At 67.4% G+C, this 25,288-nt stretch carries 15 protein-coding genes and 5 pseudogenes; 6 read left to right on the top strand and 14 right to left on the bottom strand.

Annotated features, from left to right (window positions below; translation table 11 throughout):
• Window positions 1–81 precede the first annotated feature (81 nt).
• Window positions 82–549, top strand: coding sequence for an RICIN domain-containing protein (locus IE107_RS33275; RefSeq protein ID WP_189548078.1), 468 nt, complete (start codon window positions 82–84; stop codon window positions 547–549).
• A gap of 329 nt (window positions 550–878) precedes the next feature.
• On the opposite strand, the gene IE107_RS33270 is transcribed toward IE107_RS33275, so the two are convergent.
• The 4 genes and pseudogenes from IE107_RS33270 to IE107_RS33255 all read right to left on the bottom strand — a co-directional run bounded on the left by IE107_RS33270 (window position 879) and on the right by IE107_RS33255 (window position 3,942).
• Window positions 879–1,142 (bottom strand): MFS transporter, encoded by a 264-nt coding sequence (locus IE107_RS33270; RefSeq protein WP_189548077.1) that lies wholly within the window; start codon window positions 1,140–1,142, stop codon window positions 879–881.
• A pseudogene (locus IE107_RS33265) lies at window positions 1,114–1,416 on the bottom strand (IS110 family transposase); the annotation flags it as partial. The pseudogene IE107_RS33265 and the gene IE107_RS33270, both read right to left, overlap by 29 nt.
• Window positions 1,417–1,890: 474 nt before the next feature.
• Window positions 1,891–3,015 (bottom strand): serine hydrolase domain-containing protein, encoded by a 1,125-nt coding sequence (locus IE107_RS33260; RefSeq protein WP_189548076.1) that lies wholly within the window; start codon window positions 3,013–3,015, stop codon window positions 1,891–1,893.
• Window positions 3,016–3,678: 663 nt separating this feature from the next.
• Complete coding sequence (locus IE107_RS33255) at window positions 3,679–3,942, bottom strand: hypothetical protein (RefSeq protein WP_189548075.1); 264 nt, start codon at window positions 3,940–3,942, stop codon at window positions 3,679–3,681.
• A gap of 108 nt (window positions 3,943–4,050) precedes the next feature.
• Here IE107_RS33255 and IE107_RS33250 point away from each other — a divergent pair.
• A pseudogene (locus tag IE107_RS33250) lies at window positions 4,051–5,213 on the top strand (serine hydrolase domain-containing protein).
• A 350-nt stretch (window positions 5,214–5,563) separates the two neighbouring features.
• On the opposite strand, the gene IE107_RS33245 reads toward IE107_RS33250, so the two are convergent.
• The 3 genes and pseudogenes from IE107_RS33245 to IE107_RS33235 all read right to left on the bottom strand — a co-directional run.
• Window positions 5,564–6,259, bottom strand: a complete 696-nt coding sequence (locus IE107_RS33245) for a response regulator transcription factor (protein WP_189548074.1) — start codon at window positions 6,257–6,259, stop codon at window positions 5,564–5,566.
• The gene (locus tag IE107_RS33240; protein ID WP_189548073.1) at window positions 6,256–7,476 is read right to left on the bottom strand and encodes a sensor histidine kinase; all 1,221 of its coding nucleotides are present in this window, start codon (window positions 7,474–7,476) and stop codon (window positions 6,256–6,258) included. The genes IE107_RS33245 and IE107_RS33240 overlap by 4 nt, the downstream gene beginning before the upstream one ends.
• Window positions 7,477–7,886: 410 nt before the next feature.
• Window positions 7,887–8,612 (bottom strand): annotated as a pseudogene (locus IE107_RS33235) (IS5 family transposase); the annotation flags it as partial.
• Between the two features lies 1 nt (window position 8,613).
• On the opposite strand from IE107_RS33235, the pseudogene IE107_RS33230 reads away from it, so the two are divergent.
• From IE107_RS33230 to IE107_RS35990, 3 genes and pseudogenes are all read left to right on the top strand, one after another.
• Window positions 8,614–9,020, top strand: a pseudogene (locus IE107_RS33230) (ATP-binding cassette domain-containing protein); the annotation flags it as partial.
• Window positions 9,021–9,039: 19 nt separating this feature from the next.
• Entirely contained in the window at window positions 9,040–9,684 is a 645-nt protein-coding gene (locus tag IE107_RS33225; protein ID WP_189548072.1) for an NADPH-dependent FMN reductase, read from the top strand.
• A 219-nt stretch (window positions 9,685–9,903) separates the two neighbouring features.
• A pseudogene (locus IE107_RS35990) lies at window positions 9,904–10,449 on the top strand (IS6 family transposase); the annotation flags it as partial.
• Between the two features lie 111 nt (window positions 10,450–10,560).
• On the opposite strand, the gene sbnA reads toward IE107_RS35990, so the two are convergent.
• From sbnA to IE107_RS36240, 6 genes are all read right to left on the bottom strand, one after another.
• Window positions 10,561–11,568, bottom strand: coding sequence for a 2,3-diaminopropionate biosynthesis protein SbnA (sbnA, locus tag IE107_RS33215; protein WP_189548079.1), 1,008 nt, complete (start codon window positions 11,566–11,568; stop codon window positions 10,561–10,563).
• 211 nt (window positions 11,569–11,779) lie between these two features.
• Window positions 11,780–12,850 (bottom strand): 2,3-diaminopropionate biosynthesis protein SbnB, encoded by a 1,071-nt coding sequence (gene sbnB, locus IE107_RS33210; RefSeq protein ID WP_189548071.1) that lies wholly within the window; start codon window positions 12,848–12,850, stop codon window positions 11,780–11,782.
• Complete coding sequence (locus IE107_RS33205) at window positions 12,847–13,851, bottom strand: TauD/TfdA family dioxygenase (RefSeq protein WP_189548070.1); 1,005 nt, start codon at window positions 13,849–13,851, stop codon at window positions 12,847–12,849. The genes sbnB and IE107_RS33205 overlap by 4 nt, the downstream gene beginning before the upstream one ends.
• A 23-nt stretch (window positions 13,852–13,874) precedes the next feature.
• Window positions 13,875–17,129: a non-ribosomal peptide synthetase gene (locus IE107_RS33200; RefSeq protein WP_189548069.1), complete on the bottom strand. Its 3,255-nt coding sequence runs from the start codon at window positions 17,127–17,129 to the stop codon at window positions 13,875–13,877.
• Window positions 17,130–17,192: 63 nt separating this feature from the next.
• A complete protein-coding gene (locus tag IE107_RS33195) occupies window positions 17,193–19,715 on the bottom strand; it encodes a Pls/PosA family non-ribosomal peptide synthetase (RefSeq protein ID WP_189548068.1) in 2,523 nt (840 codons plus the stop codon).
• A gap of 375 nt (window positions 19,716–20,090) precedes the next feature.
• Entirely contained in the window at window positions 20,091–20,189 is a 99-nt protein-coding gene (locus tag IE107_RS36240; RefSeq protein WP_373302550.1) for a hypothetical protein, read from the bottom strand.
• 1,701 nt (window positions 20,190–21,890) lie between these two features.
• On the opposite strand from IE107_RS36240, the gene IE107_RS33185 reads away from it, so the two are divergent.
• Window positions 21,891–22,544 (top strand): DUF7691 family protein, encoded by a 654-nt coding sequence (locus IE107_RS33185; protein WP_189548067.1) that lies wholly within the window; start codon window positions 21,891–21,893, stop codon window positions 22,542–22,544.
• 974 nt (window positions 22,545–23,518) lie between these two features.
• Here IE107_RS33185 and IE107_RS33180 read toward each other — a convergent pair.
• Window positions 23,519–24,298 (bottom strand): hypothetical protein, encoded by a 780-nt coding sequence (locus tag IE107_RS33180; RefSeq protein WP_189548066.1) that lies wholly within the window; start codon window positions 24,296–24,298, stop codon window positions 23,519–23,521.
• Between the last annotated feature and the right edge of the window lie 990 nt (window positions 24,299–25,288).

Genomic DNA, 25,288 nt, shown 5'->3' with positions numbered 1-25,288 from the left:
TCATGCAGGCGTTCCCCGTGACGTTCGGCTGCAGCAGACTGGCCCGGCAGAGCGTGCACGACCAACGAGGAAGGAACCTCCATGTCTTCTGCCAAGCGCACCTTCGGATCGCTCCTCGTCGCGGCGACGGCGGTGGCCGGGCTAGGGCTGAGCGCCCCGAGCGCCTCGGCCTCACCGTCCGCGGCTGCGGGAATCATCGAGACCTATCAGAACAAGTTCACCAAGCGCTGTCTGGACGACAGCAACGGCGGCGGCCTGCGCACCATGCCCTGCAACGGCACGGCCTACCAGCAATGGGACGTCACTCGCGACGGGGGTAGGCGGATCCTGCGGAACGTGGCGACCAACCGGTGCCTGGACGACAGCGACGCATTCGGGCTGCGCACCGTGCCCTGCAACGGGGAGTACTACCAGCAGTGGTACCCCGAGGGCACCGGAGGCGGGATCACCCTGAACAACATTTGGAGCGAGCGCAACCTGGACGACAGCAACAGTGGTGGCCTGCGCACCATGCCGCCGAACGGCACCGACTACCAGCTCTGGCTGTAGCGGGGCCTGACGCTGTCTCGGGTAGAGCATCGCGCCGGCGCCGGGCTACGAGTTCCTCGGCAGCGCGGGTGCGGTCGTCGCTGGAGGGGCCGCGGGTCCTGTTCGACCGGGCGGTGGTGTGGCTGGTGAACAACCGGGGGCCGCTGCCCGGGGTTACGACGCCGGCCCGGATGGTGGCCACGGTCCGCCAGGAAGAGAACGACCGGGCCCGCTGGTCTCCCTGGACGGTCTGGCGGATCACTTGGGCGACGAGATCGTCCGCCTGGAGCGGGCGGTGGGCGTGCGTGACAATGTCGCCGACACGCCGACCGCGCCAAGGGCTGCCACGCTCAGGCCCGCGCCGAGCCAGCAGGCGGAGGGTAGCCGAGTCCGGCGTCGATCGTGAGGCCGCCGAGCCAGGGGCCGATGGTGTTGCCGAGGTTGAAGGCGGAGACGTTGGTGGCCCCGGCGAGGGTGGGGGCGCCGTCGGCCAGGGCGAAGACCCGGGCGTTGAGGGCCGGGCTGATGACGAAGCCGGCCGCGCCGAACAGGAACACCCCGACGGCCAGCGGCGCCGCTCCGCGCAAGGGCAGCGCCAGGACCGCCAGGACCACGGCGATGGCGCCGATCCCGGCATACAGCGTGCCATCGGTCGCGGTAGCGGGAGGCAGCCATCGGGTTCACCGCGTGAACCTTCCGGGGGCCTTGCCGCAGCGTGGCAACCAGCAAGCCGCGACTGGTCTCGATGGCCACCGGGATCGGCGCCTCCGCGGTGTCCCCGCGCTCGGCCAGAAGGTCCAGCAGCAGCTGGTAGCCGTCCAGGTCGTCGTTGATCCGGCACTTGGCCAGCAGCTTGCCGGTGTCATCGACGAGCGCGACGTCGTGGTGTGAACCGCCCGTTCAGGATCACCGCGCGCTCGTCCACCCCGCCCCACCTCCACAGCACCCCAGGCCGTCAGCCTTGCACGGTCATCGAACCAGATCGCGAAGTGTGACTGGAGCATTAGGAGCGGGACGGAATCTATGATCAGTGGTGTTTGACCCCGCTGTGTGGTGCTGTTCCTCCTGGCCAGTGCCGCGTGGCAGGGTCGCCGATCCTGCCACGGACGGCCCGTGTTACGTCGTCCGCTCACGCATCGCTCACGCATGCGAGAGTCGGTGGGGTGCACGGGATGGCTTTGCGGGATCCCAGGAGATCTTTGACGGTTCGTCGTCACGAGGCGCTTGACGTGTCGGTGTAAGTCTCAGGAGATACTTATCGGCTTCTGGTGTCTTCGCGCTCGGTGTAGCCGGTCGTGGAGCCGCGCTCGAACGGGACAGGCCATGAGTGAGCGAACGTCCCTGTCGGCCAGGCGGTGTGGTTCAGCGTCGGCACAGACCCGCCGCCACGGTCTCTTCAAGGTGCCCTACGGCTTCGCCGGTCTTCGGTTCAAGGTTCATCGTGGCGCTGGCGGCCCGGCCGTCGTCGGTGGCCGCAGCCCAGGTCCCGAAGCCGGGGATGCCGCCGCTGTGGCCCCAGAAGGCGCACTTTTCCGACTGCTGAACCCGCATGATCCCCAGTCCCATGGTGTAGCGGGAGTTCCCTTTCTCCATGGGGACGGTGGTGCGCATCTGCTTGCGCTGGGCCTCCTTGAGGAGAGGGTTGCCGTCGTCCTTGAGCAGCGCGGAGAAGAAGCGGTTGAGATCGGAGTTGGTGGAGACCATCGCGCCTGCCGCCCAGGCCGCGGAGGGGTCGATCTCGGTGACGTTGCGCAAGGGCGCGCCCGTGGGCTCCGGGCGGTAGCCCTGGGGGTGGCGTTCCTGGATGGTCGTCTCGCCTGGGGCGGGGAAGTAGGTGTGGCGCAGCCCAATCTTCTGGATGACGCGCTTGTCGATCTGCTGAGCGAGAGGTCGTCCGGTGACCCTCTCTACGATCAGGCCGGCCACCAGGTAGTTGGTGTTGCTGTATTTCCACTGCGTGCCGGGGGCAAAGTCAGCCTTGTGCTTGAGGGCGATGTCAAGGGTGTCGCGGGGGGACAGGTAGCGGCGCTCCAGGATGTCATCGGTGACATCGTCCTCGAAGTCGGGCAGTCCGCTGGTGTGTTGCAGGAGCTGGCGCACCGTGATGCTGTCTCCGTCGATCCCCTCCCCCCGGACGAGCCCCGGCAGATACTCGTCGACCGGCTTATCGAGGCTGATCTTGCCCTCACTGACCAGTTGAAGCACGACCACCGCGGTGAACGTCTTGGTGACGCTGCCGATCCGCACCTGACCGTTCCGGGGCATCTTCGCGTGCGTGTCCCGGTCCCCTACACCCGCGGTATAGGTACGGAAGTTCCCCTCGCCGTCCAACACACTCGCCAGCGCGCCGGGTGCGCGATCCGAGTGCACCAGCGCCTCCAGCCCCTGTCGCACGGGGTCTGGCCGGACGGCGCTTGCGGGCGCTGCTATACCGGCGGTGACAGCGGTGGCCAGGGCAAGGGCGGTCAGGGCGACATGTTTACGCATTGAGGTTCCTCCAGAGCGGCGGTGACGGGCCTTAGCGGCAAGATCAACTCTGCTGGAAACAGCCGCTGTTGCCCATCAGGGATCACCCTGACCAGACCCTCGGCCTTCCTGGGAGCGGACTCCCATAGCCTCCCTGGGAGCGGTCTCCCAGTTCGCCCTGAGGAACGGCCCACCGGTCTACTGGATGAGCTCGCCCGCCTCCATGTTGGGCACGTGCGTCTTGGCGTTGTGGCTACCGCCTGCGGTGAAGCTCAGCTTGGTGTGGACCGGACCCTTGGCGTAGTGCTTCACGAAGTCCTCGATCCGGGGGCATGGCCGATGTTCCCTTGGTGTCGGCCTGGAAGACGAGACAGACATCGGGGCGCCCGGCCGGGATCAGCTTCGGGGCAAGCCCTCTGGCTCGCCCGGCCGTCGTCCGGAACGAGGATCTGGTGGGCGTTCTGAACGGCCGCAGAGGCACACCAAGCACGCGGTGTCCCGCCCCTGGCCATCCATCTGGGCAACGGCGGGAAGTCGCGGCGGGCGCGGGCCCGCTCGGCCGCCGTGCATCCGAACCGGCCCGCGCCCGCCGTCGACCGCGCCCTGGAGTGAGTGTCAGATGTACCCGTAGGAACAGCTTCCGTGCACTGTCGGGGCCCTCACCCCACCTCTCCTGGCGGCACTTCACAGCCGTGGCGCAGGACGCTCTCCCTGCTTGCCCTTGCCGACCGCTCCGCAGAACTCCGTGTCGACCACGTCGCCCCTCGCCCTCCAGTCGCCGTTGGCGTTGTACGTGAGGGTGTGACGGCCGTCCGGAGTGGTCACGGTCTCCGTGATGGAGCCGGGGGTTCCACCGCTGTGGCTCCACAGCTTCGCGTGGCGGCTCGCCCTGACGCTGTACTGCCCGAGGCCGTAACCGGAGTAGACGGGGTCGCCAGTCGTGGGCACCGTCTTCTTGCATTTCGGCGAGTTGCTTCTTGGGTAGCAGCTTGCCGCGCACCAGGGCGCTGATGAAGGCCGGGAATCACCGGCGCCATCCTCCGTGCACGAGCATGCATCGCACAGTCGCTTCCCGCGCTCCGCCGGGGTGGCCGGCACCGGGTGGCGGCGGTCGTGGCCGCCGGTGTCGTGGCGGCCGGAGTGCTGGCACCGACCGCGGCGTTCGCGGGCGGCAGGCCGGAGCAGCGTCCAGGCCAGCCTGAACGCACTGGTAAAGGACGACGGCCTGCCCGCTGCACTGGCCACTGTCAAGGGCCGCGACGGCCGCACCCGCACCTACACCGCCGGCGTCGGCGTCGGCGACCTCGCCACCGGAGCCAAGGTCCCCGTCGACGGCCTGATACGCGCCAGCAGCAACACCAAGACCTTCACCGCCGCCGTCGTCGTCCTCCAACTCGTTGCCGAAGGAAAGATCCGCCTCGACGCACCCGTCGAGACCTACTTGCCGGGCCTGCTGCACGGCGATGGCATCGACGGACACCACATCGCCGTCCGCCAACTGGTCCAGCACACCAGCGGCCTGCCCGAATTCTTGGACAAGGACTCCGTCCTCACTCATCCGACGCGGTACTACGAACCGCGCGAACTCCTCGACGCGGCCCTGTCCCAGAGGACCCACTTCGCCCCGGGCACAAGCTGGGAGTACAACAACACCAACTACCTGCTGACCGGCCTGATCATCCAGAAGGTCCCCGGGCGGCCCCTCGGCGAGGAGATCACCAAACGCGTCATCAACCGCATCGGCCTGCGCCACACCTACTTCCCCGCCCCTGGGGACATGACCATCCGCAAGGCCCACCCCAAGGGCTACAACCGGGACGTCGACGGGTCGCCCCGCGACTACACCGAACTGGACCCCTCCTGGGGCTGGGCGGCGGGCGCCGTCGTCTCCACCAACTCTGACCTCAACCGCTTCTTCTCCGCGCTACTCAAGGACGACGGCAACCTTCTCCTCAAGAAGGCCCAGCGCAAGCAGATGCGCACCACCGTCGTCGCCGACGAGATAAGCCCCGGTGCCCGTTACGGGCTGGGCCTGGTGAGCCGACCGCTATCGTGCGGCGGCCTGTACTGGGGACACGGCGGGAACTCTTCCGGGCTACTACACCGCTGGGGGAACCACGGAGGACGGCCGCGCCGCCAGCATCGCGGTAACCATGATCCCAAGTGACGAGACCGGGCAGCGTGTAGAGGCCACAGCGGACGCGGCCCTGTGCCGCTGATCCGCGCCTCGATCCGACCTGAGCGATAGGGCGTCCCCGAGCGGCGGGCCATGCGGGGTAGTCGGACCGCGCTGCCGACGCGGAGCTTCGTACCGGCGCGCGTTCCTGCCGCCGGTCGCGCCGCCACTATTACGGTCACCACCGTCCCGGACGGGCGCGCAGCACAGGGCAGATGCGCTGGACGCGGCCCTGTGCCGCTGATTCCCCTGGGTCCGGCCCCTGCGGCGCTGAGCCCGACGTCGAGCAGAGTGATCGCGGCTCCCGCGGATGAGGGCCGCGACCACTCCGCGGGCACAGCGGCCTTCCCGGCTCCTGCGTGGCTGTCTCCTGCAGGCCGGGCACGACCAGGTTCAGCCCACCGAGTTCGCCGAACCGACCTCGACCAGGCCGGACTCGTAGGCCGCGATCACCGCCTGGGCGCGGTCGCGGACACTCAGCTTGGCGAAAACGCTGGTGATGTGGTTCTTGACCGTGGAGGCGCTGATCCCCATCGCCGACGCGATCTCGGCGTTGTCGAGGCCGGTGGCCAGCAGGTGCCACACCTCGACCTCGCGGGGCGTCAGTTCGCCCCCGCCGGGCGCCGGTGACGGCGGCTGCGGACGGCGGGGCGCGGTGACGTAGGCGGAGATCAGCCGGGTGAGCAGGCGGGGCGCCACGGCCGCCTCCCCGGTGTGCACGGTGCGCACAGCCGCCAGAAGCTCCTCCGGAGAGACGTCCTTGGGCAGGAATCCGCAGGCGCCGGCGCGCAGGGCGGCGACCACGTACTCGTCCATGTCGAAGGTGCTCAGCGCCAGGACCCGGCAGGCGGGCAGCTCCCGCGCGAGCCGCTCAGTTGCCTGGACCCCGTCGAGAACCGGCATCCGGATGTCCATCACCACGACATGGGGCCGGTGCTGGTGCGCGAGCTCGACCGCCCGCTGCCCGTCGTCCGCCTCGGCCACCACGTCGACCGCCGGGTCGGGGGTCAGGATCAGAGCCAGCCCCCGCCGCACGAGCGGCTGGTCGTCCGCGATCAGTACCCTGATCCGTTCCGAGGGTCCCGTCATCCGAGCCGTTCCTCTCCGTCGACCGGCGCCGCCGGCAGGGTGGCTGCCACCCGGAAGCCACCGCCGTCGAGACCGCCGGCCACCATGCTGCCGCCCTGCAGCGCGACGCGCTCGCGCATGCCGATCAGACCGTACCCGGTACGGCCCACCCGCGGTCCACCCGCACCGGCCGCCCCAGCCAGGCCGCCCACCAAGGTATCGGCCGACGCGGCAGTGCCGTTGTCGGACACCTCGACGGTGATCCGGTCCGGGTGGTACGTCAGCCGCACCCGCGCCTGGGCCCGGCCGGCGTGCTTACGGGTGTTGGTGAGGGCCTCCTGGACGATCCGGAACACCGCAAGGCCGGTACTCGGCGGCAGCGGGCGCTGCGCCCCGAGGACAGCGAAGTCGATGGGCAGGCCGGCCCTCCGGGACTCGTCGACGAGCTGTCCGAGGCTCCCGACACCGGGCTGCGGCGCGGACGGCGCCTCCTCCGGCTCGTCACCGGCCCGGAGCACGTCGAGCAAATGGCGCATCTCCCGCAGCGCCATTCGCCCGGAGCCCTCCAGGGTGACCAGAGCGTCGCGTACCACCTCGGTGTCGCCCCCAAGGTTGGTCCTGGCACCGCCGGCCATCAGCTGCATGGTGGTGATGTGGTGGGCGACGATGTCGTGCAGCTCCCGTGCGATGCGGCGACGTTCCTGGGCCACCGCACGGTCGGCCAGCAGCCTGCGCCGGACCTCCACCGCGTACCGCCAGCGCTTCAGTGCCTCGGCCGCGGCGATGACCAGCCCCGCGGCGAGCACGTTGCTCGCCACGTCCGCGGCAGGCGGGGGCAGCGGAAGCCCCCTGCCCAGCAGCGTCACAGCGGCCGCCACGAGGGCGGCCGGCGCCGCCACCACGAGACCGCAGGACCAGGCCACGGCGAACAGCGCGACGGTGAGCGTGCCACTGAAGTGGTGCGGCATCGGCCCGCTCAGGTTCAGTGCCAGGCCCAGGACCAGCACACCCGCCAGTGTCGCCAGCGGGTAGCGGCGCCTGGTGAGCAGCGGTACGGCCGCCAGTACGAGCAGAACCAGCGTGGTCAGGGAGACTGGCCGACCGCCGTCCGGGCCGCCGACCGTGTAGCCAAGGAGGTCGACGACGGCCGCCCCGACAGCCACCAGCGCGTCCCTGACGGTCCAGGGCGGGCCGCTAGCTCCCGGTGACGGCGGCAGCGGCCGGTAGTGCGGCGACATGCTGGTAGTGGTCCTTTCCGTGACCGGTCGGTCCGGCCTTCGCCGGCCTACCGCGACCCGTCGTTCGTGAGCCGTCCCCACGGCGGGCCGCGGTCCCTGGGAGGGAGCCGGCGTCCGCGGACCATTCTCGCAGTGGCTCCCAGCCCCGGACAGGCACCCGGGACCGATCCCTGACCAGGACCCTGGTCCTGGTCAGGGCCGTGTGCCGGACCCAGGTCCTGAGGACGTTCTCATCCCCCGCTCGGACGACAACACCCGGTGCCCTCGACGACCGCCGCCGGGAATGTCATCGCCGAGATGAACCGCGAGGCCTTCACGTAAGCCCCTTCGGCCAGGGCGAAGGATTCCTGACCGCCTCCAGCCAGTTTGACTGAGAGGGCGCTTGATCTAGGTGGATTGCCCTTTTTGCCCTAGTAGGTTCCTCGCCAGGTTGGCGTGGTCTCGTCCGTTATGCGCTTGCTGAGATTGTCGATCGAGGCGATGTGGATCACGGCTTCGGAGCTGGTGGTGAGGGTCTCGTAGTCGCGGGCGAGACGCCTGTGGAGCATGGTCCATCCGATACTGCGCTCGACCACCCAGCGCCTTCTGACGACGTGGAAGCCGCGTTTCTCGGGGTTGCGGTTGACGACCTCGACGTCGATTCCGAGGGTGGCGCCGTGCTCGATGACGGCGTTCTTGAAGCCGGTGTCGACCCAGCCTTTCGCGATGGTCGGGTACGTCTTCTTGGCCTGGTCGAGGAGACGTATTCCCATGGCGTTCTCCGAGAGGCCGGCACCGGCGACAGTCACGGCGAGAATGAGGCCGATCGCGTCGGTCAGGATGCCGCGCTTTCTCCCGACGATCTTCTTGGCGGCTTCGGTTCCCTGGCTGGTCAGAGGCACATTGGTGGAGGTCTTGACGCTCTGGGTGTCGATGACGGAGGCGGTCGGTTCGGGCTTGCGTCCGTCCTTCACGCGTGCCAGTGCGGTGAGGTCGTAGTTGAGTTGGTTGAAGATTCCCTCGTCGCGCCAGGCGGCGTAGTAGAAGTAGACGGTGCCGTGTCCAGGGAAGTCGTGCGGGAGGTATTTCCAGGGTATTCCGGCGCGGTTGAGATAGAGGATCGCGTTGAACCCGTCACGCAAGTCGACTTTCGCGGGCGGGCTCGGCTACCTCGCGCTCGGGCAGCCGCTGTCGACGCTGTCCGGAGGGGAGCGGCAGCGGCTCAAGCTGGCCGTCGAGCTGGCCTCGCCCAGCGACTTCTACGTGGTGGACGAGCCTACGGCGGGGCTGCACCGCCAGGACGTGGGCCGCCTGCTCGGCCTGCTGGACCAGCTCGTCGCGAAGGGCAGCACCGTGGTCGTGGTCGTGGTCGAGCACGACCTGGACGTCATCGCCCAGGCCGACTGGGTGATCGACATGGGGCCGGGTGTGCCGGAGCGGCCGGCGGCGACGTCGTGTTCTCCGGGCTGCCCCGGGACCTCGTGGAGCACCGGACCTCGGTGACCGGGCGCCATCTCGCGGACCGGCTGAACGACGTGCCCGCCACCGGGCCCGCACGCCCATGACACACAAGGAGCGGAACAGATGACCAGGATTGCCGTCATACTCGGGAGCACTCGCCCCGGCCGGCGCGGGGAGACCGTGGCCTGGTGGGCCACCGAGGTCGCCGCGCGGCATCCCGCGGCGGTGGTGGGCGAGGTGACCTTCGAACTGGTCGACCTGGCGGACTACGCGCTGCCGCTGCTGGACGAGCCCGTGCCCGCGATGTTCGGCCAGTACCGCAACGAGGCCCCGCGGCGGTGGGCCGCCGCCATCGGTTCGTTCGACGGATTCGTCTTCGTGACGCCCGAGTACAACCACTCCATGACCGCGGCCCTGAAGAACGCGATCGACCACCTGTTCGCCGAGTGGAACGACAAGGCGGCCGGGTTCGTCAGCTACGGCGTGCACGGCGGCACTCGTGCCGTCGAACATCTGCGGCTGACGCTGGCCGAGGTGAAGGTCGCCTGTGTGCGCAGCCAGGTCGTCCTGTCGGTGTTCGACGACTTCGACTACACCGGCTGCGACATGACGGACCCGACCTCGGCGGGCGTGTTCCGGCCCGGGGAGCGACAGGAAGCGGCGATGAACACGATGCTGGACGAGGTCGTCGCCTGGTCGGTGGCGCTCGAACCGCTGCGCGCGAAGGCCGCCGCGGATTCCGACGGCGATGCGGTGCCGGCTGGGTGAGGCAGCGTATCGGCCGCGCGGGGCCGCCCCGTCCCCTTGGGGGCCGCCCCGCAACCCGGACTTCGATGGCCCGGTCGGCGAGCTGCCGTTAACTGGCCAGGAGCGTCTTGCGCGTGACCACCTCGCCGTACCGGAGTCTGGAGCACCCTCGGGGACACTGTCACGTTGACTGACCGGGTGGGATGGTCTTCGGGTTGGTCATGCTGGGAGGGGTCGTCCGTGCGCAGCGCGCCGCCGTCGTACAAGGGGCACCGTACCCGGTGGAGATCATCGTGCTCTACGTGTGGCTGTGCTTCCGTTTCCCGCTGTCGTTCCGCGAGGTCGAGGAGCTGATGCTCGAGCGCGGCGTGCTCGTCTCCCCCGAGACGGTCCGCCGCTGGTGTACAAAGTTCGGGCAGGCCTACGCCAACGGCCTGCGCCGCTGGCGTGTGCAGCCGGGCGACAAGTGGCACCTGGACGAGGTCTTCGTGAAGATCAACGGTGAGCTGAAGTACCTGTGGCAGGCCGTCGACGCCGAAGGCAACGTGCTCGACATTTTGATCCAGGGTTGAAGGGACAAGGCCGCGGCCAGGCGGTTCTTCCACAAACTGCTCAAGAAGACCTGCTCGGTGCCGAGGGTGATCGTCACCGACAAGCTCCGCTCCTACGGGCGCGGCCCATCACGCCCGCCCATCACAAGGTCGGCACCAAGCCCCGCCGTGTGATAGCCGTGCCGAGCTCACTGGCGGCCATCACTACCCGAAGACCACGCGGTCAAGCAGGATGGGCAGCATGGAAGCGAACACAAGCCGGCCCCTGGAAGACCTGGTCAGTGGAACGGTGAGCTCTCCGGACTTAAGTTATCGGTATTGAGCTAGCAGGGTCCGGCCGACGGCCCTACGGTGTCACCGGCGAGGGGGCGGCTGCCCAGGAATCGGCGGCCTCCTTGTCGGAGTCGAGCACGTCCTCGCCGTAGAAACCCTGCAGCCAGTTGGTCTGGTAGATGGTGTCGAGGTAGCGCTCGCCGAGGTCCGGGCCGATGGCCACTGCGGTGAGTTCGTGCGCGTCGTGCCGGGCCATCCAGTCCGTTGCGGCGCTGATCACCGTGCCGGTGGAGCCGCCGAACAGGAATCCGCGCCTGGCCAGACGATGGCAGGCACGTACGGTGTCCGCCTCCTCGACACGAATCACCTCGTCGACATAGGACTCGTCGAGCAGCGGCGGGCGCATGCTCGTGCCCAGGCCGGGAATCATCCGGCGGCCCGGCGAACCGCCGAAGGATGCCGAGCCGACGCTGTCCACCGCGATGATCCGCACCCGCCGGTGCCATCTCCGGAAGTAGCGCGCACAGCCCATCAGGGTCCCTGTGGTGCCGACTCCGACGAACAGCACGTCCAGCCGTGGGAACTGACGGGCGATCTCCGGCGCGGTCGTGCGGTAGTGCGCCTTCCAATTGCTCGGATTGGTGTACTGGCTGAGCCACACATACCGGTTGTCGGAGGCGCACAGCGCGCGGACGTAGTCCAGCCGTGCGCCGAGAAAACCGCCTTGGGCCTCCTGTTCGGCAATCACGTGCACCTGGCTGCCCAACGCCTCCATCATCATTCTGTTGGGCAGATTGACGCGGGCGTCCGTCACACACAGGAACCGGTAGCCCTTGCTTGCCGCGATCACGCTCAGCGCCACGCCGAGGTTTCCGGACGAGGACTCGACCAGGATCGATTTCGGCGTCAGGATTCCATCCCGCTCAGCGTCCTCCACCATCTCGGTCGCGGCCTTCAACTTGATCGAACCGGCGAAGTTGAAGCCCTCACACTTCAGGAAGAGCGAGTGCCCGAAGATTGACCTGAGGTCGACATAGAGATCCTCTTCGTTGAAGGCGTAGGGAGCGGAAACGACTGGCACGATGGTCTCCTGTCTCGAGCAGAGCGCTATCGGAACTTCCACCCGGCCGCGGGCGCGTTCCTCGCTTGTGCGGGCGAGACCCCGTGTCCAACCAGGCGGGAAAGGGCCCTGCGTCAGCGGCCGCTGTCTCATGTGTCAGGACCTGCTGCGACGTGACCGGTGGTCTCTCCTGGGATCAGCCTTGAAGGAGCCTCCTGGACTCTCGGCCTGCTCATCCGTACCGGCTCAGTTCGTGGAAGAAGTTGTCGATGACGTGCAACTCTCCGCGGCGAGCCACTTCGGTGTACACGTACTTGCCCACCGCGAGGTCGAGCACCCCGAGGCCGAAGGGCGAGAACACCACCGGCCGGTCCGTCGGCACCGTCACCCGCCCGGCCATCACGTCGTCCAACGTGCCGTGCATGAAGTCCCGGTTGCCCGTGAGTTGCTCGGCCAGATGCGGCGACGTGTCGGCCTTGAGGCAGTGCTCGACGTCATCGACGATGTTGGTCGAGGCAAGCAGGATCTCCGGCGCGAGGTCGCGCAGCGACACATGCAGCACCAGCGGGTTGTGTGCGAACCATGACAGGTCACTGACATGCGGCTGACCGGCGACCGTGGCGAAGACCACCAGGTCGCTGTTTCGGATCAACTGCTCGGCGCTGTCGTGCACGGTGATTCGGCTGCTGGTGCCCGACTGCTCCAGGTAGCAGCGGAAGCCTGCCGCACTGTCGGCGGACAGGTCGTGTACGCCGATCTCGTCGAACGACCAGCCGGTACCGACCAGGAAGGTGTGGATGTAGCGGGCGATCAGGCCCACCCCGAAGAACCCGACGCGTGTCGGTCGCGATCGGCCGCGGCTGAGCCAGTCGGCCGCCGACGCCGCTGACGCGGCCGTCCGGGTGGCGCTGATGATCGAACTCTCCAGGCAGGCGAACGGGTAGCCGGTGTCATGGTCGTTGAGGATCAGCACGGCCGACGCCCTTGGGATGCCGGCCGTCACGTTCTTCGGGAAGCTGGAGATCCACTTCAGGCCGTCCACCCGTGTGTCCCCACCGATCGAGGCGGGCAGCGCGATGATCCGGGAGCACGGGCGGTCGGGGAAACGCAGGAAGTACGACGGCGGGTTCACCGAATCACCGGCGCCGTGCACCCGGTAGGTGGTCTCGACCAACTCCGTGATCCGCTTCTCGGATCCGTGCAGCGTCCGCCGGACCTGGGCACCGGAGATTACCGCGAACGGTGGCACGGTGATCGGTGCGACGCCTGTGGACTTACTCGCGGTGGAATCGACAGCGGTCATCGCGTGGTCACCTCCACGGTCGGTGAGCAGTCGGCCAGACGCACCGGTTCGGCCATGGCGACGAGCACCTCGCGCGGTCCCTCGAAGGGCTCCCTGCTGTGCGCGGTGCGGACGTTGTCGACGAGCATCAGGTCGCCGGCCTGCCACGGTTCGCGTGCGGTGTTCGCCTCGTAGACGCTGTTGAGCAGCTGGACGACGTCCTCGCCGATCGGGTCGCCGTTGCCGAATCGGGTGTTGAACGGCAACCCGTCGGCGCCGTAGACGTCCACCAAGTACTCGTGCACCTCGGGGGCCATCGTCCACTCATTGAGGAACGCGATCTGGTTGAACCAGCAGCGTCGGCCGGTGACCGGGTGGCGCACCACGGCGCTACGGCGCTGTCTGGTGCGCAGTCCACCGTCGGGCTGCCACTCGAACGCGATTGCGTTGGCGCGGCAGTAGCGCTCGACGGCGCCCCGGTCGTCAGTGCCGAAGGCCTCGGCGATGGACGCGCCGATCTCGTCGTTGTAGCTGCGGGTGAGCAGCCAGCCCTCGCGCTCGAACCGCTCGGTCAACTCGGTGGGCAGCGCGTCCAGCACGGTCGGTGAGTCCGCCACCGGGGTCGCGCCGCCGTCGGTGGGCGCGCTGAGACAGGCGAACATCATCAGGCCGGGGAACTCAAGCGTGTAGCTCAGTTCGTGGTGCATGCACATGGGCTGGTTCGGCGGCCACTTCGATGAGGAGTACAGCCCGTCGGGGTAGGCCTGCCGGGGCGCGAAGGCCTCCCGCTCGATCATCAGACCGGTGGCCAGCTTTGAGAAGACGGCTCCGGTCTCGGCCGCATCGCGCAGCCCGAGGCCACGGACCAGAACCGAACCATGCTCGGCGACGACTGCGCGCAGCGCGTCCCGGTGTTCGGCCGCCCAGGCCGGCGCGTCGCCAGTGGCCTCGGCTCGCACCTGTGGGGGTGCGCCGGAATTCATTCCTCCGTCGACCAGCAACGCCGTGGATGTGAACGACATCTCGTCTTCCTTTCAGCCGATACTCATGAAGAAGCGGACAATTCGGCAGCGTGCAGCACGGCCTTTGCTGCCTCGGCCGGACGGGTGCGCAGGAAGTAGTGGCCGCCGTCGGAGAGCTCGTACAGGTCGACCTGCTCGGCCAGAAGCTGCCAGTCGAGGTACCGGCGCGGGTATTCCGCCGTGCTCGGGTCGTCCGCGGCAACGACCACGGTGACCGGCGCGGAGAGCTTCTGCGCCAGCGGGTGCTCCAGGACGTCGGCGAAGTAGTGGTGTGCGGACACGCAGTCGTGCCGGTAGGCGGCGCCGACGTGCTCGGCGTGCTGCGCACTCAGCTCACCGAGTGAGGTGTGGCCGCCGTGCGTACTCAGGCTCGCGGCGATCTCGGCGTTGCTCCGTCCGGTCAGCTCGGTGATGGTGGCGCGCCGGTCGTCGGCGTCCCCGAGCAGTTGCGCGCCGAGGAAAACCCGTTGGACGTCCACTCCGCGTTCTCGCAGCTTTCTGGCCGTCTCCACGGCCAACGCGGTTCCCGAGGAGTGGCCCCACAGCAGGACCCCGGTCAGGCCACGCCCGGTGATCTCGTCGACGACCTGCTCGACCACCTGCGTCATCGGCACGAACGACTCACTGTCGGCGGCCACGTCGTGCCCGGGCAGCTCAACGGCATAGACCGCCGGTCCATCGTCCGGCAGCGCTCCGGCCATCGGCTGGAAGTTCACCGCGTTGCCGCCGGCGTAGGGGAAGCACACCAGGGCTGCGGTCTGCGCACCGCCCGGTTCCGACAGCGGCTGAAGCAGCCCGGCACGCCGCACGGACCTGCCGTCGATCAGCCCGGCCAGATCGGCGAGGATCGGGTGACCGGTGACATCCTTGAGGGACACCGCACGGTTCAGGACGATGGCCAGCTTTACTGCCGACAGCGACGTGCCGCCCCGGTCGAAGAAGTGGTCCCGCCGTCCGACCTGGTCCTGCGGGATGCCCAGGACCTTCGCCCATGCGGCCGCCAACTGTTGTTCGGTCGGCGTATCCGGCGCGTGGTAGTCGTCCCGGACGACCTCGAGTTCTCCGGCGAGTGCCTGCAGGGTCCTTCTGTCGATCTTGCTGTTGGCCGTCAGCGGCAGAGCCTCCCGCCAGTGAAAGGCTGACGGGACCATGTACGCGGGCAGCGACTCACCGAGCCGGTCCGGCAGGACGTCGACCTCGAGCGGCCGCCGACCGGAGTAGAACGCCACCAGGTGCTTGCTCCGGTCGGCCCGCTCGGTGACCACGACCGCACCGTCGCGAACACCGGGCACCTGCAACAGAGTGTTCTCGATCTCGCCGATCTCGATCCGGAAGCCACGGATCTTCACCTGGGTGTCGCGGCGGCCGAGGAACTCCAGCTTTCCCTCGGGCGTCCAGCGGCCGTAGTCGCCGCCCCGGTAGAGGCGGGCGCCCTCACGGTGCGGATCGGCCAGGTAGGCCTGCCGGGTGCGCTCGGGGTCATTGACGTATCCGCGGCCGACGCAGACGCCGGAGAAGACAATCAGGCCGGGAGCACCGAGCGGCACCGGGATCAGGTGCTCGTCGACGACATAGACGTGTGCGTTGTTGACCGCGGGACCCAGCAGAACCCGGTCTCCGTCGGGCACGCATTCCATGACCTCGTGGTTGGTGTCGTCCGAGGTTTCGGTCAGCCCGTAGGCGTTGACCAGCTTGATCCCGGGCTGGGCGGCGAACCAGCGCTGCACGAGCTCCTTCTTCAGAGCCTCGCCCGTGACCGACACGCACCGCAGGTCCGGCAGCTCGCGGGGGTGCTGCTTCAGCCAGGACACGACCACGTCCAGGTAGGAGGGGACGACCTGGAGGACGGCGACCCGGCCGTCGACGATCTTGTCGACGAACTGCTGAATGTTCAGGATCGCCTCCTGCTCCACCAGTAGGGTCCGCCCCCCGACCAGGAGCCCGGACACCAACTGCCACAGCGAGATGTCGAAGCATTGGGGTGCGGTCTGGGCGATCACCTGTCCCTCGCCGATCTCCAGGTCGTCGATCTTGGCGTAGAGGTGGTTCAGCATGCCCGCGTGCTCGCACATCGCACCCTTGGGCTCACCTGTGGAGCCGGAGGTGAAGTAGATGTAGGCGAGCTGGTCCGGTGCGATGTGGAGGCCCAGATCATCGTCGGCGTGGTCTTCCTCGTAGGCTGTGCGGACGAAGAGCTTTTGGACCCCGGACAGCGAGTCGAGCGCCTGGTCGAGCGTGGTGGTGCTGCCGGGTTCGGTCAGCACGAGCCCGCATGCGGCACGGGAGAGCATGGTCGCGAGACGGTCGGCCGGGAAATGCGGCTCGATGGGCAGATACACGCCGCCGGCCTTGAAAACCGCGAGGACGGCGGCCATCCAGTCCAGGTTGCGCTCGGTCACCACTGCGACGACACCTTCGGGGAGCAGCCCCCGCGCCAGCAGGGCTCGTCCCACCCGGTTGGCGCGTGCGTTGAGTTCCCGATACGTCAGTTGCTGCTCCCCATGCACCGCGGCAACGGCGTCCGGGTGTGCCGCCACCCGCTGCTCGAACAGTTCGTGGAACCGGTGGTCCGGCAGTTCCCGGCGTGGGCCGGCGAGTGATTCGAGCTGGAAATGGAGTTCCTCTGCGGAGAGCAGGTTCTGCCGCCCGTGTTCGGCGTCCGGATCGGCGGCGATCAGCGCGAGTGCGGTGAGGTGATATCCGGCGATCCTGACGGCGCAGTCCTCGTCGAGCGCGTCGGTCCGATAGCGCAGCCGCAGCACCAGGTGGCGGCCGCGTTGCGAGAATCCCACCCACAGCATGGTGCCACTGGCGACTTCGCCGCCCACGCCGTGCGGATCGAACACAGCCTCGATCGACGGCTCTGCCAGGCCCAGTTCGCACCTGAGCTCATCGACCGGGTAGTCCTTGTGCCACAGCAGGTCCGACTTGACTCGATGAGCGTCCAGCAGCAGCGTCCGCCACGAGTCGGGCTCGGTCGTCAGCCGGCAGAGCAGCGGTCGGCCGCCCTCAGCGGAGACGTATCCGGTTGCGACCTCGTGCTCGCCGGAAAGCGCGGCGAGCACCTTGGAGTGCGCTGCCAGCAGCACCGAGTCGAGTGGTACCGCCAGGTCCTCGGCCAGTCGGACCAACGCCGCGACGACATCGTCCGGGACCGGCGCCTCGTGTTCGCCGATGCCCTTCTCCGGATTGAGCGTCCACCGCGGGATTTCGGTGAATCCACCGGCGACGAGCACAGCGCGCCAGAACTCCCGGTCGGTCTGCGCTTGCATTCCCATCTGATCGTCCCTCTCCATTCGCCTTCGCCATCGTGCTGTTCAACACCGACAAGGGCGGCGCTGCTATCCCGTTCGCGTCAGCGCCTCGGGCTGATCAGGGGCGTCTCGCATCTCCGTGGCGGGGTTTCCTCCCCAGCGTCCGTGCTGCGGGACCTCCTCGCCCTTCATGAGGAAGGAGTCGGGTGCGAGCACCGCGCCCGTGCCCATCGTCACGCCGTAGTGGACGTGGGCTCCCACGCCGATGGTGCAACCGGCGCCGAGGGTGCTGCGATCGGATTTGAAGGTGCCGTCCTCCTGCGAATGGCACTGGATCTTGCTTCCCGCATTGAGCGTGCAGTCGTTCCCGATGGTGGTGAGTGTCCGCTCCGTCACATAGCAGCCGTCATCGAAGACCCTGCTGCCGATCCGAACCCCCAGCATCCGCCAGATCACATTCTTGAAAGGGGTGCCGTTGAAGATGTCGAGGTAGGTGTCGGGCACCTTCCAGAGGCGCTCATGCCACCAGAAGTATGGGTCGTAGATGGAGCACACCTGCGGTTGCAGCGCGCGGAATGCCGCGATGCCGCGCTCCACCAGTACGAAGTAGAGGGCGGTGAACCCGAGGCTGAGCGCCAGGAACGCGGCGATCAGCACATGCCCGTAGGAGTCGTACAGCTCGGCGTTCGCCAGGCCGAGCATCGTGAGCATGAAGAAGTGCAGCCACCGCACGAGCAGGAAGAAGACCATCGAGCGGATGTTGTAGTGGTTCTTCGCGGCGAGGTTGCGGCGCAGCTCGTCGCCGGCGCGGAGATGATCGAACCGGGAATCGCGCTCGACCGACCGTGGAATCTCGAAGCACGGCGAGCCGAGCAGGCCCACCCCCTCGCGCACCTCGCCTTCGAGCGGAACCATCACCTTCGTCGCGAGGAGACAGTTCTCACCTGTCCTGGCCCCCGAGGGATAGGCGATGTTGTTCCCGAGGAAGTTGTGTGACCCGATCGAGGCCCGGGACACCCGGAAGGACGTGCTCGAATAGTCGGCGTTGATGATGGAGAGCCCGTCGGCGACCATCGTTCCGTTCCCGACCGCACACAGAAACGGGGATTCGTGCTGCACTTCCGTGCCGAAGTTCGACCCTGTCTGCTCGACCCGGGACAAGTCGTATCCGATGCCGCGCAAGTAGTGGACGATGTAGGAGCTGTCACCCAACAGCCATGTGAAGAACTTGATGTTGGTCATGCGCCCGATCGCCCGGTGTGCCGAGTAATGAAACCCGTACAGCGGATAGATCTTGTTCGGCTTGACGACCAGGTTCAGCAGGCGCGGAACGGTGAGCATCACGGCCAGGCCCACGACGACGGAGCCGAAGAACAGCAGCAGGGAAAGGAGCAGCGCGTCGATGCAGAGATCCAGTGACGCGAGCTCCACCGTGCCCAGCCCGTTGTGCAGCGCCGGGACGAGCGTAACCAGCATGTACGCGCCCCCGACAGACAGTGGCACGTAGAGGAAGAAAAGCTGAAGCACGGTGATGAGGCCGAAGCCGGCCCGGCGCAGCGTGCCGCATGCGGCCGGCCCGATCCTCAGGTAGTCGTGCTGCGTGAGCTGTGCCGGGGATCCGTGCCAGCTCTGACCGCCCGGGACCGCCTGGCCGCTGTACAGCGTGGACGTGTGGCCGAGTTGGGCCTCGTCGCCCATCGACGTGTCGATGTCGAGCACGGTCTTCTCGCCGATGAACACGTCCCGGCCGAGGGTGACCCGGCCAGTCTGGATACGCCCGGCGTGTGCCCGGTAGCAGAGGAAGAACGAGTCTTTGCGGATCACAGTGCCGGCGCCGACCGTGAGGAGGTCGGTGCATACCGGAACGTTACGAGAGAGGATCGTGACCCCTTTGCCGATCCGTGCGCCCAGCGCTCGCAGGTACAGCACGTACAAGGGATTGCCGACGAGGAAGATCATCGGATTGGCGTGGATCAGCACTTTGACGGTCCAGAAGCGCAGATAGGTCAGACCCCAGACCGGGAAACTCCGTGATGTCCACCGGCCGATGAGGATCCATTTGGCTGCGATGGGGAAGGTGCACAGACCGACGAAGCTGATGCCTCCGAAGACGAACGATCGCAGGTAGATATCGATCACACCCGACCCGGCGGAGACCCATGAGTAGCCTCGGTTGGCAACGAGTCCGGCGAGGAACAAGTATCCCAGGAAAAGCAGGAACTGCAGGGTTCCGCAGAGGGCGTACCGCACCGTGCCGACTGGGTTCACCACCTCGGACGGCGCCGGGACTGCCGGCTCGACGGGGGCGGCGTTCGCGAGCCCCGTCGCCAGACTGCGGATCGTCGGGTGACGGTAGATGTCCTTCATCGACGCCGAGGGAAGGTCCGCTCGCTTTCTGACTCGTGCGCAGAAGTGCGCCATCACCAATGAGTTGGCGCCGAGGTCGTCGAAGAAATGGCTATCGATCGACACCCGTTCGAGGCACATGACGTCGGCCAGCACCTCGGCAAGGCTTTTCTCGATGTCGGCCTCCGGACTGGTGAACCTGCTTGTATCGATTGCGGATTCATCAGGCCCGGGCGTCAAGACGTCGCGGGATTTCTCCTCCATGCAGAGCTCCTTGAGGAACTTTCGAGTACCGTCGCCATTACGGAGGGCATTCCGTACTCGCGATTTTCGACGGCTGGAGCAAGTGGTCCGGGAATCACGAGGTCGGGTTCTGCTGTCCGGATCCCGAACCGCTGCCGGTCTTGGCTTTCCACCGTCGGGCTGCCACCGAAATCGGTCGTATGGCCCAGCAGTGGCCCTCCCGGGTCGCTCCTCGCCCAGGATCCTGCCCGGCGCGACGGCGATGAGTTACGCGTGGGCTTCGCAGTGCAGCATGCGAGTGGTCCGTTCCTGATCCGGGAGGAGTTGCGCCGGGATATGGGGCGGTGACGGTGGCCCCGACCGCGCCCATGCCCATGCCCGAGGAGAAGACCGCCGTCATGCCGGTCGGGGATACCTGGGTGATACTGGCGGCCAGTTTGCTGTCGAATTTCCCTTGGTCGTGTTGGGCAGGTTCGTTCCCGTGATGGTCACCATGGTTCCGCCGCCGGTGGAGCCCTGGTTGGGAGAGAGGCATGTACAACGCTCCTTGTTCTCCGATGGAAGATAAGGGGACCGGCGGAGCGCGCCCGGCCCAAGTGTTCGGCTTCCGCCGGAAAGGTCGGTTGTCGACGAAGTCAAGCGACGCCACGTGTGGCAGCCCACAGTTGTTGGCGCTGCCGAGAGTCCGGGGGCGCGGGCACATGAGGCTGGGACCCGGCCCCGGGCCCCAGCTGCCGGAACTTCTTCTCGAGTACGGAAAAGAACCGGCAAGCGCCGTCTGCTCTCAACTTCCTGGACTAGGGATGCACCCGCCCGTTCACCATTTCAGTGACCCACAGGGAGATTTGAGGAGCAAGGCTCGCAACCACGTATCACCCGAAGGTAGTAGTGGCCCGTCTTGTACGAGCGCATTTCACGCTCGGGCGGCTTGATACCGACGGACGGCCACGGGCCTACACCATCTCGATGTGGATCACCTCGGGCCTTGACCCCGGATCTTGAACACGTCTATTGATCCGAAACGGTGGGGCTTCTGGCTCGTTGATCCGTGTGTGAGTGAACTGGTTGGAGATGCGCAGTCCCGCGACTGCCTCTTCCACCACCCCAAGGACGATCCCCTGCGTGGGTTCACGCTTACCGGACCCCGGCGAGGAGAGATTCGGTCGTAGATCGTGGGAAACCTCGAGCCCGGGCCAGCAGCGTGATGTCACGGTAGGCGAGACCAGGTGTCTCGTGGGGTTGCCGTCGTACCGGGACCTTGAGGACGGCGAGGTGAAAGCGGCTGACTACCGGGGGTGGGTCCGGGCTCCCGACCAGGTGCGGCCGGTCGACCGCGTCGACTACGACCAGGTCACCGCGCACCTTTCGCGGGTGCCAGCGTCGGCGGTCCCGGCACCTGCGCCGACGCCACGGCGAACTCGCCACCACCGTGGACGACCCGCTGGCCCCGCCCGTCCGGCACGAACGTGAACTCCGCGAGGTGAAGCGGCTGCAGCGGATCCTCGACGCCCACGACACGAAGGGGATCAAGGAGTGACGGCGCCCCCTGCGCTCCAGCGGGGGCCTCAGCATCTCCCAACTCGCCATCGAAGCCGACGTCAAACGCTGACACCTCACCCACCAGCACCTCGACCTGAAGGAACTCTTCCAGGCCCGGGTGAAGGCCCTGGACAGCACCCCCGAGCGTTCAGCCGCACGCTCGGTGAGCACAAAAGCTCAGGAAGAAATACTCCGACTTCCGGCAGCACTGCGCCGACCTCGAAGAACGGCTTCAGATCAACGCCGCAGCGATCAACCTGCTCACTCTGGAGAACACCGCCCTGACCGGCCGCGACGCCGGTGCACATGTGATCCCCCTACGCAGGCAGCCGTTCAAGCAGGGCATGAACGAGCGGGGCCAGCCGGATCCGGGGACGCCGGGTGAGCATACGCGGTGTCCCACGACAGCGCAGCAGGACCTCTGCGATCCGCCAGCCTCCACGCGGTCGGCGGCCTCGCGCGCACATTGTTGCGGGATGGTTCCGTATTTTCACCGGATTCCCGTGTGCTGCCTGGCCCAGAATGTACCTCCCCTCCGGCGATGGCCATGAACTCCAGCCGCATCAGCACGCTGTTGGGGACGCTCGTCAACAGCGCCCCATCTGCGGAACGACCCCGGGCGCTGGGAATGTCAGTGCCCTTTGACAGGGTGGCCATATGAGCAAAGTAGTCAATTACTCCATGGCGAACCGCGGAGAGGTTGCGCGTTTTCTGCCCGCCCGGAACCTGAGCGCCGACGAGTCGCGGCTCCTGGAGAGCATGCGTAAGCGGGCGCGGGTGCGCCAGGACGACCTCGATGCCCAGGAGGTGGACTGGGGTCTGTCGGTTCAGGACGCGTTGGAGGAGCTGATTGCCGGTCGGGCCGATTCCACCGCCCCGTACGCTGGCAGCGCCTACTACGCGGCTCTCCAGATCGTCATTGACCACAACGCCTCCGACCCTTCCACCCTGGCGAGCTACCGAAGCCCCATCACTTTCTTCTCCGCTCTGGACGACGCGCTGAGCGCGGCCGGTGTCCAGGCGGACCTGCTGCCCTACCAGTACATCTACGGCGGCCCGCCCGCGGAGATCGGGTTCCGCATCCCCCGCCCCCTGGAAGGTTCACCGGAGATCGGATGCTGGCCGCTGGCGAAGGCCGGCCCTGCGATGGAGGCCTACCGGGCGGTGCTGGACCGGATCGACGCCGACCTGCGGTATGGCCTGGAGGAGCTGATCAAGGCCCTCGAAAGCTGGTTCTCGGAGTGGGCCGAGGGTCAGGGCGCCTGGTGGTGGGCCGAAGACGGATCGATCTTCTTCTCCATCACCGGCTGAACCGGACCCCCGGGTGGGCACACCGAGGGCCCTGCGAGTCGGTGCCGAATGCAGCAACTGTCCGGGCTGCGAGCTGCTGCTGCCCGTACCGTGGGGCATGAGCGCCCTGACAGGACGGTGCTCCTGGGTCGGCCCTGCGGTCACTTCGCACGCCCCGCAGGGCCAACCCCTCTGCCGGGTCAGAACATCCAGAGGTGAACGCCGGCCAGCCTGGCAGCGGCGACCGCGCCCGCGAGCTGGCAAGGCCCTTCCACGGGAACTTGTCCACGCGGACGTGGAACCCTCGGGCCCTGAACTCCATGTCGGGCCATGGCTCTTCGTCCATTTCCTCAGACTGGTGACGGGCTGTTGGGCGCTTGCCCATGATGCTGCTCCTGTGTCCGTGCCACACGGGTGTCGTGCGGCGTGTGGCGGCACTTTGGAAGAACAGAGGGTTAAGCAGCGCAACCTGGTCCTGCCCTGCACTCTTCTCGGCCCGCGCAGACGCCTGCGACCACGGGGTGTAACAGGTGCTCAGGCACCGGGGAGCCTGCTCCTGGCCGACGTGGTCAGCGGGGCGGGGCGTTCGGCGGGCGGCGGCCAGGAGTACGGTGACGGTCGCGGGTTCGGTCCCGGTCACGTGGCGATCTGGTCGACGCTCAGCAGCAGCTGGTGGTGGTGGAGCAGAAAGGCGTCCTCGGCCGCAGTGAAGGCGCGGCCGTTGCGGCGGGCGACGGGTGTGTGTCGGTGCGGGCGTCGAGTCGGGCTGACCGGGTGCCCGAAGGATCGTGAGGAACCACGGCGAACGCGTCAGGAACTTCAAGAAGGTTCACCCCCAACGAGCCGAAGTCAGTAGGTCAGCCACAGCCCAGGGGATCCGACTTGCTCGAGCACATGGAGTTCCGACTTCTGCGAGGTCGTGTCGACGAGGTGTCCCCGTCCCGCTGGTCCGGATGACGACGCTTCTGGAAGGGGAGGCGGTCCGCGCACGTCGACTACCGCACGGTGACGTAATCCCCGGTCGACGACTTCGCCCCGGAGGTGGAGTTCCCGTAGTACGTCCACCGCCATGTCCCCGGCCCGGTGGCCTTCACCGTGGTCTTGAGCGCCCCCGTTTTACTCGACGTCGCTTTCTTGACCGTCGTGTACGAGGAGGCGCCCGCCGCCTTGAACTGCAGGCTGACCGTTCGGCCCGCGTACCCCTCGTACGTGTGGGTGTCCCAGTTCGCCCGTGTGACCCGCCCGGTCACAGTGATCGTCTTCCCTTTCGCGACCGGCTCCGGCGAGGCGTTGACAGTGACGCGTGTGGCCCGCTTGACCTGCAACGGGAGGTCCTTGTCGTCAGTGTCGTGGGCGTCGCCGGCGAGAAAGACCCGAGCCGCAGTTCGCCAGGTGCCGGCGTCCTCGTTGCCGAAGTCATGGTTCTGCGGGTCGATGTACAGCCATTCCTCGAAGTCGCAGATTCCTTTCGCCCTGTCCACGACCTTGCAGTCGCTGGTGATGATGGAGCTGTGCAGAGTGTCCCCAGTGTCGGGCTTCCCCCGGTAGGGGAACACCGTCGGCCCGAAGTCGTATCTGAGTTTGGTCGTCATCCGGAAGACCGCATGCACCTCGACCTCCTCCTTGACCCCGATCACGATCGGTTTCCCTCCGTTCACCGAGACCCGGGTGAAGGAGACCCCGCCCTCCGCCGCCCCAGCCGGCACCGCCGCCACCCCTGTGAACACGACCGCCACTCCACCGGCCACCACCCCTTTCCACATCGTCTTCCCCATCTTCGAGCTCGCCCTTTCCCCTGCAGCCTGGACCGAACGCGTAGGCGCACCAGCCGGAGGTTCATCCTCGCGGCTGACTGTGGGACAAGAGAGGGCTGTACACGGTTGTACGCGGTGCGGCAACGATTTGATCACCACGGCATCACCTGGGCCCGGTTCCAGGGAAGGGACCCCGATGGCTTCACGGAGGAACCGGTGATCAGCCTTCCGCGTTCCTACCTCCGCAGCGGACCAGGCACGCCCCAAAATAGGCGCATTCACCGCGCCGGATCCCTGTTCTGCCCCGCGTAAAGCGGAGACGCGGTACCCGCCGAAGAGCGGAAGGTCGGCGGCGCGGCTGATCTCCGCCCTGCTTGCTCGGCGCAGGGCAACGGCATCGCAGTGCGTGACGAGCATATGGTGGTCCTTGCATGCGCTCTGCCTGGTCTTCACCGGACCGCCGCACCTTGCTGGTGCTGTGCCTCAGCAGGACCGCATGCGCTATAGTGGATCTTGAAAGTTCGCCGCAACTCGCGGCAACTGACATTGCGTTGGTCGTCCAAGGAAAGACGCCCCGCTTCCCGCGGGGAAATGCAGGTGCAAGGCCTGCCCAGCGCTCGCTCACGAAGCCCTTCCCTCCATCAGGGAAGGGCTTCGCCGTGTTCGCCTGGGGTGTTCAGCCGCAGTCGTTGCTGTTGATCTTCAACCCTCATGCTCAGGCCCCCGCCCGACGCAGAATCGTTGCTGCCGGGCAGGAGTCACCCTGGCGGGTGGGAAGTCGTAACGGGACACGACTACAGGCGTGGCAGTGCGTCAGGCAGCCCTTGCACAGCCGTTGCTGGCCCCGCTCGGTGCACCAGCTTGCGCGCATCGCAGGGCCAGGCTGGCCGCGGATGGGGTCGGCCCGGCAGGCATTCGGGGCAGACCGGGGCCAGGGTGTGTCAATTTAACGGCTGATCTTGGTTGTTGAGGTTCAGTTGTTGGCCGGGGTGAGCCGGCCCTCGAAGGCGA

Source organism: Streptomyces gelaticus (assembly GCF_014649535.1).
GTDB lineage: Bacteria > Actinomycetota > Actinomycetes > Streptomycetales > Streptomycetaceae > Streptomyces > Streptomyces gelaticus.
Note: the sequence above shows the minus strand (reverse complement) of the source record. Positions and strands in the feature narration are given on the sequence as shown.

Bases quoted from the DNA above. Each gene is read 5' to 3' on its own strand.
- IE107_RS33205 (WP_189548070.1), bottom strand. From the start codon at position 13,851: ATGTCGTTCACATCCACGGCGTTGCTGGTCGACGGAGGAATGAATTCC.
- IE107_RS33260 (WP_189548076.1), bottom strand. From the start codon at position 3,015: ATGCGTAAACATGTCGCCCTGACCGCCCTTGCCCTGGCCACCGCTGTC.
- IE107_RS33275 (WP_189548078.1), top strand. From the start codon at position 82: ATGTCTTCTGCCAAGCGCACCTTCGGATCGCTCCTCGTCGCGGCGACG.
- IE107_RS33225 (WP_189548072.1), top strand. From the start codon at position 9,040: ATGACCAGGATTGCCGTCATACTCGGGAGCACTCGCCCCGGCCGGCGC.
- IE107_RS33195 (WP_189548068.1), bottom strand. From the start codon at position 19,715: ATGGAGGAGAAATCCCGCGACGTCTTGACGCCCGGGCCTGATGAATCC.
- IE107_RS36240 (WP_373302550.1), bottom strand. From the start codon at position 20,189: ATGGTGACCATCACGGGAACGAACCTGCCCAACACGACCAAGGGAAAT.
- IE107_RS33180 (WP_189548066.1), bottom strand. From the start codon at position 24,298: ATGGGGAAGACGATGTGGAAAGGGGTGGTGGCCGGTGGAGTGGCGGTC.
- IE107_RS33245 (WP_189548074.1), bottom strand. From the start codon at position 6,259: ATGACGGGACCCTCGGAACGGATCAGGGTACTGATCGCGGACGACCAG.
- IE107_RS33200 (WP_189548069.1), bottom strand. From the start codon at position 17,129: ATGGGAATGCAAGCGCAGACCGACCGGGAGTTCTGGCGCGCTGTGCTC.
- IE107_RS33240 (WP_189548073.1), bottom strand. From the start codon at position 7,476: ATGTCGCCGCACTACCGGCCGCTGCCGCCGTCACCGGGAGCTAGCGGC.
- IE107_RS33185 (WP_189548067.1), top strand. From the start codon at position 21,891: ATGAGCAAAGTAGTCAATTACTCCATGGCGAACCGCGGAGAGGTTGCG.
- sbnB (WP_189548071.1), bottom strand. From the start codon at position 12,850: ATGACCGCTGTCGATTCCACCGCGAGTAAGTCCACAGGCGTCGCACCG.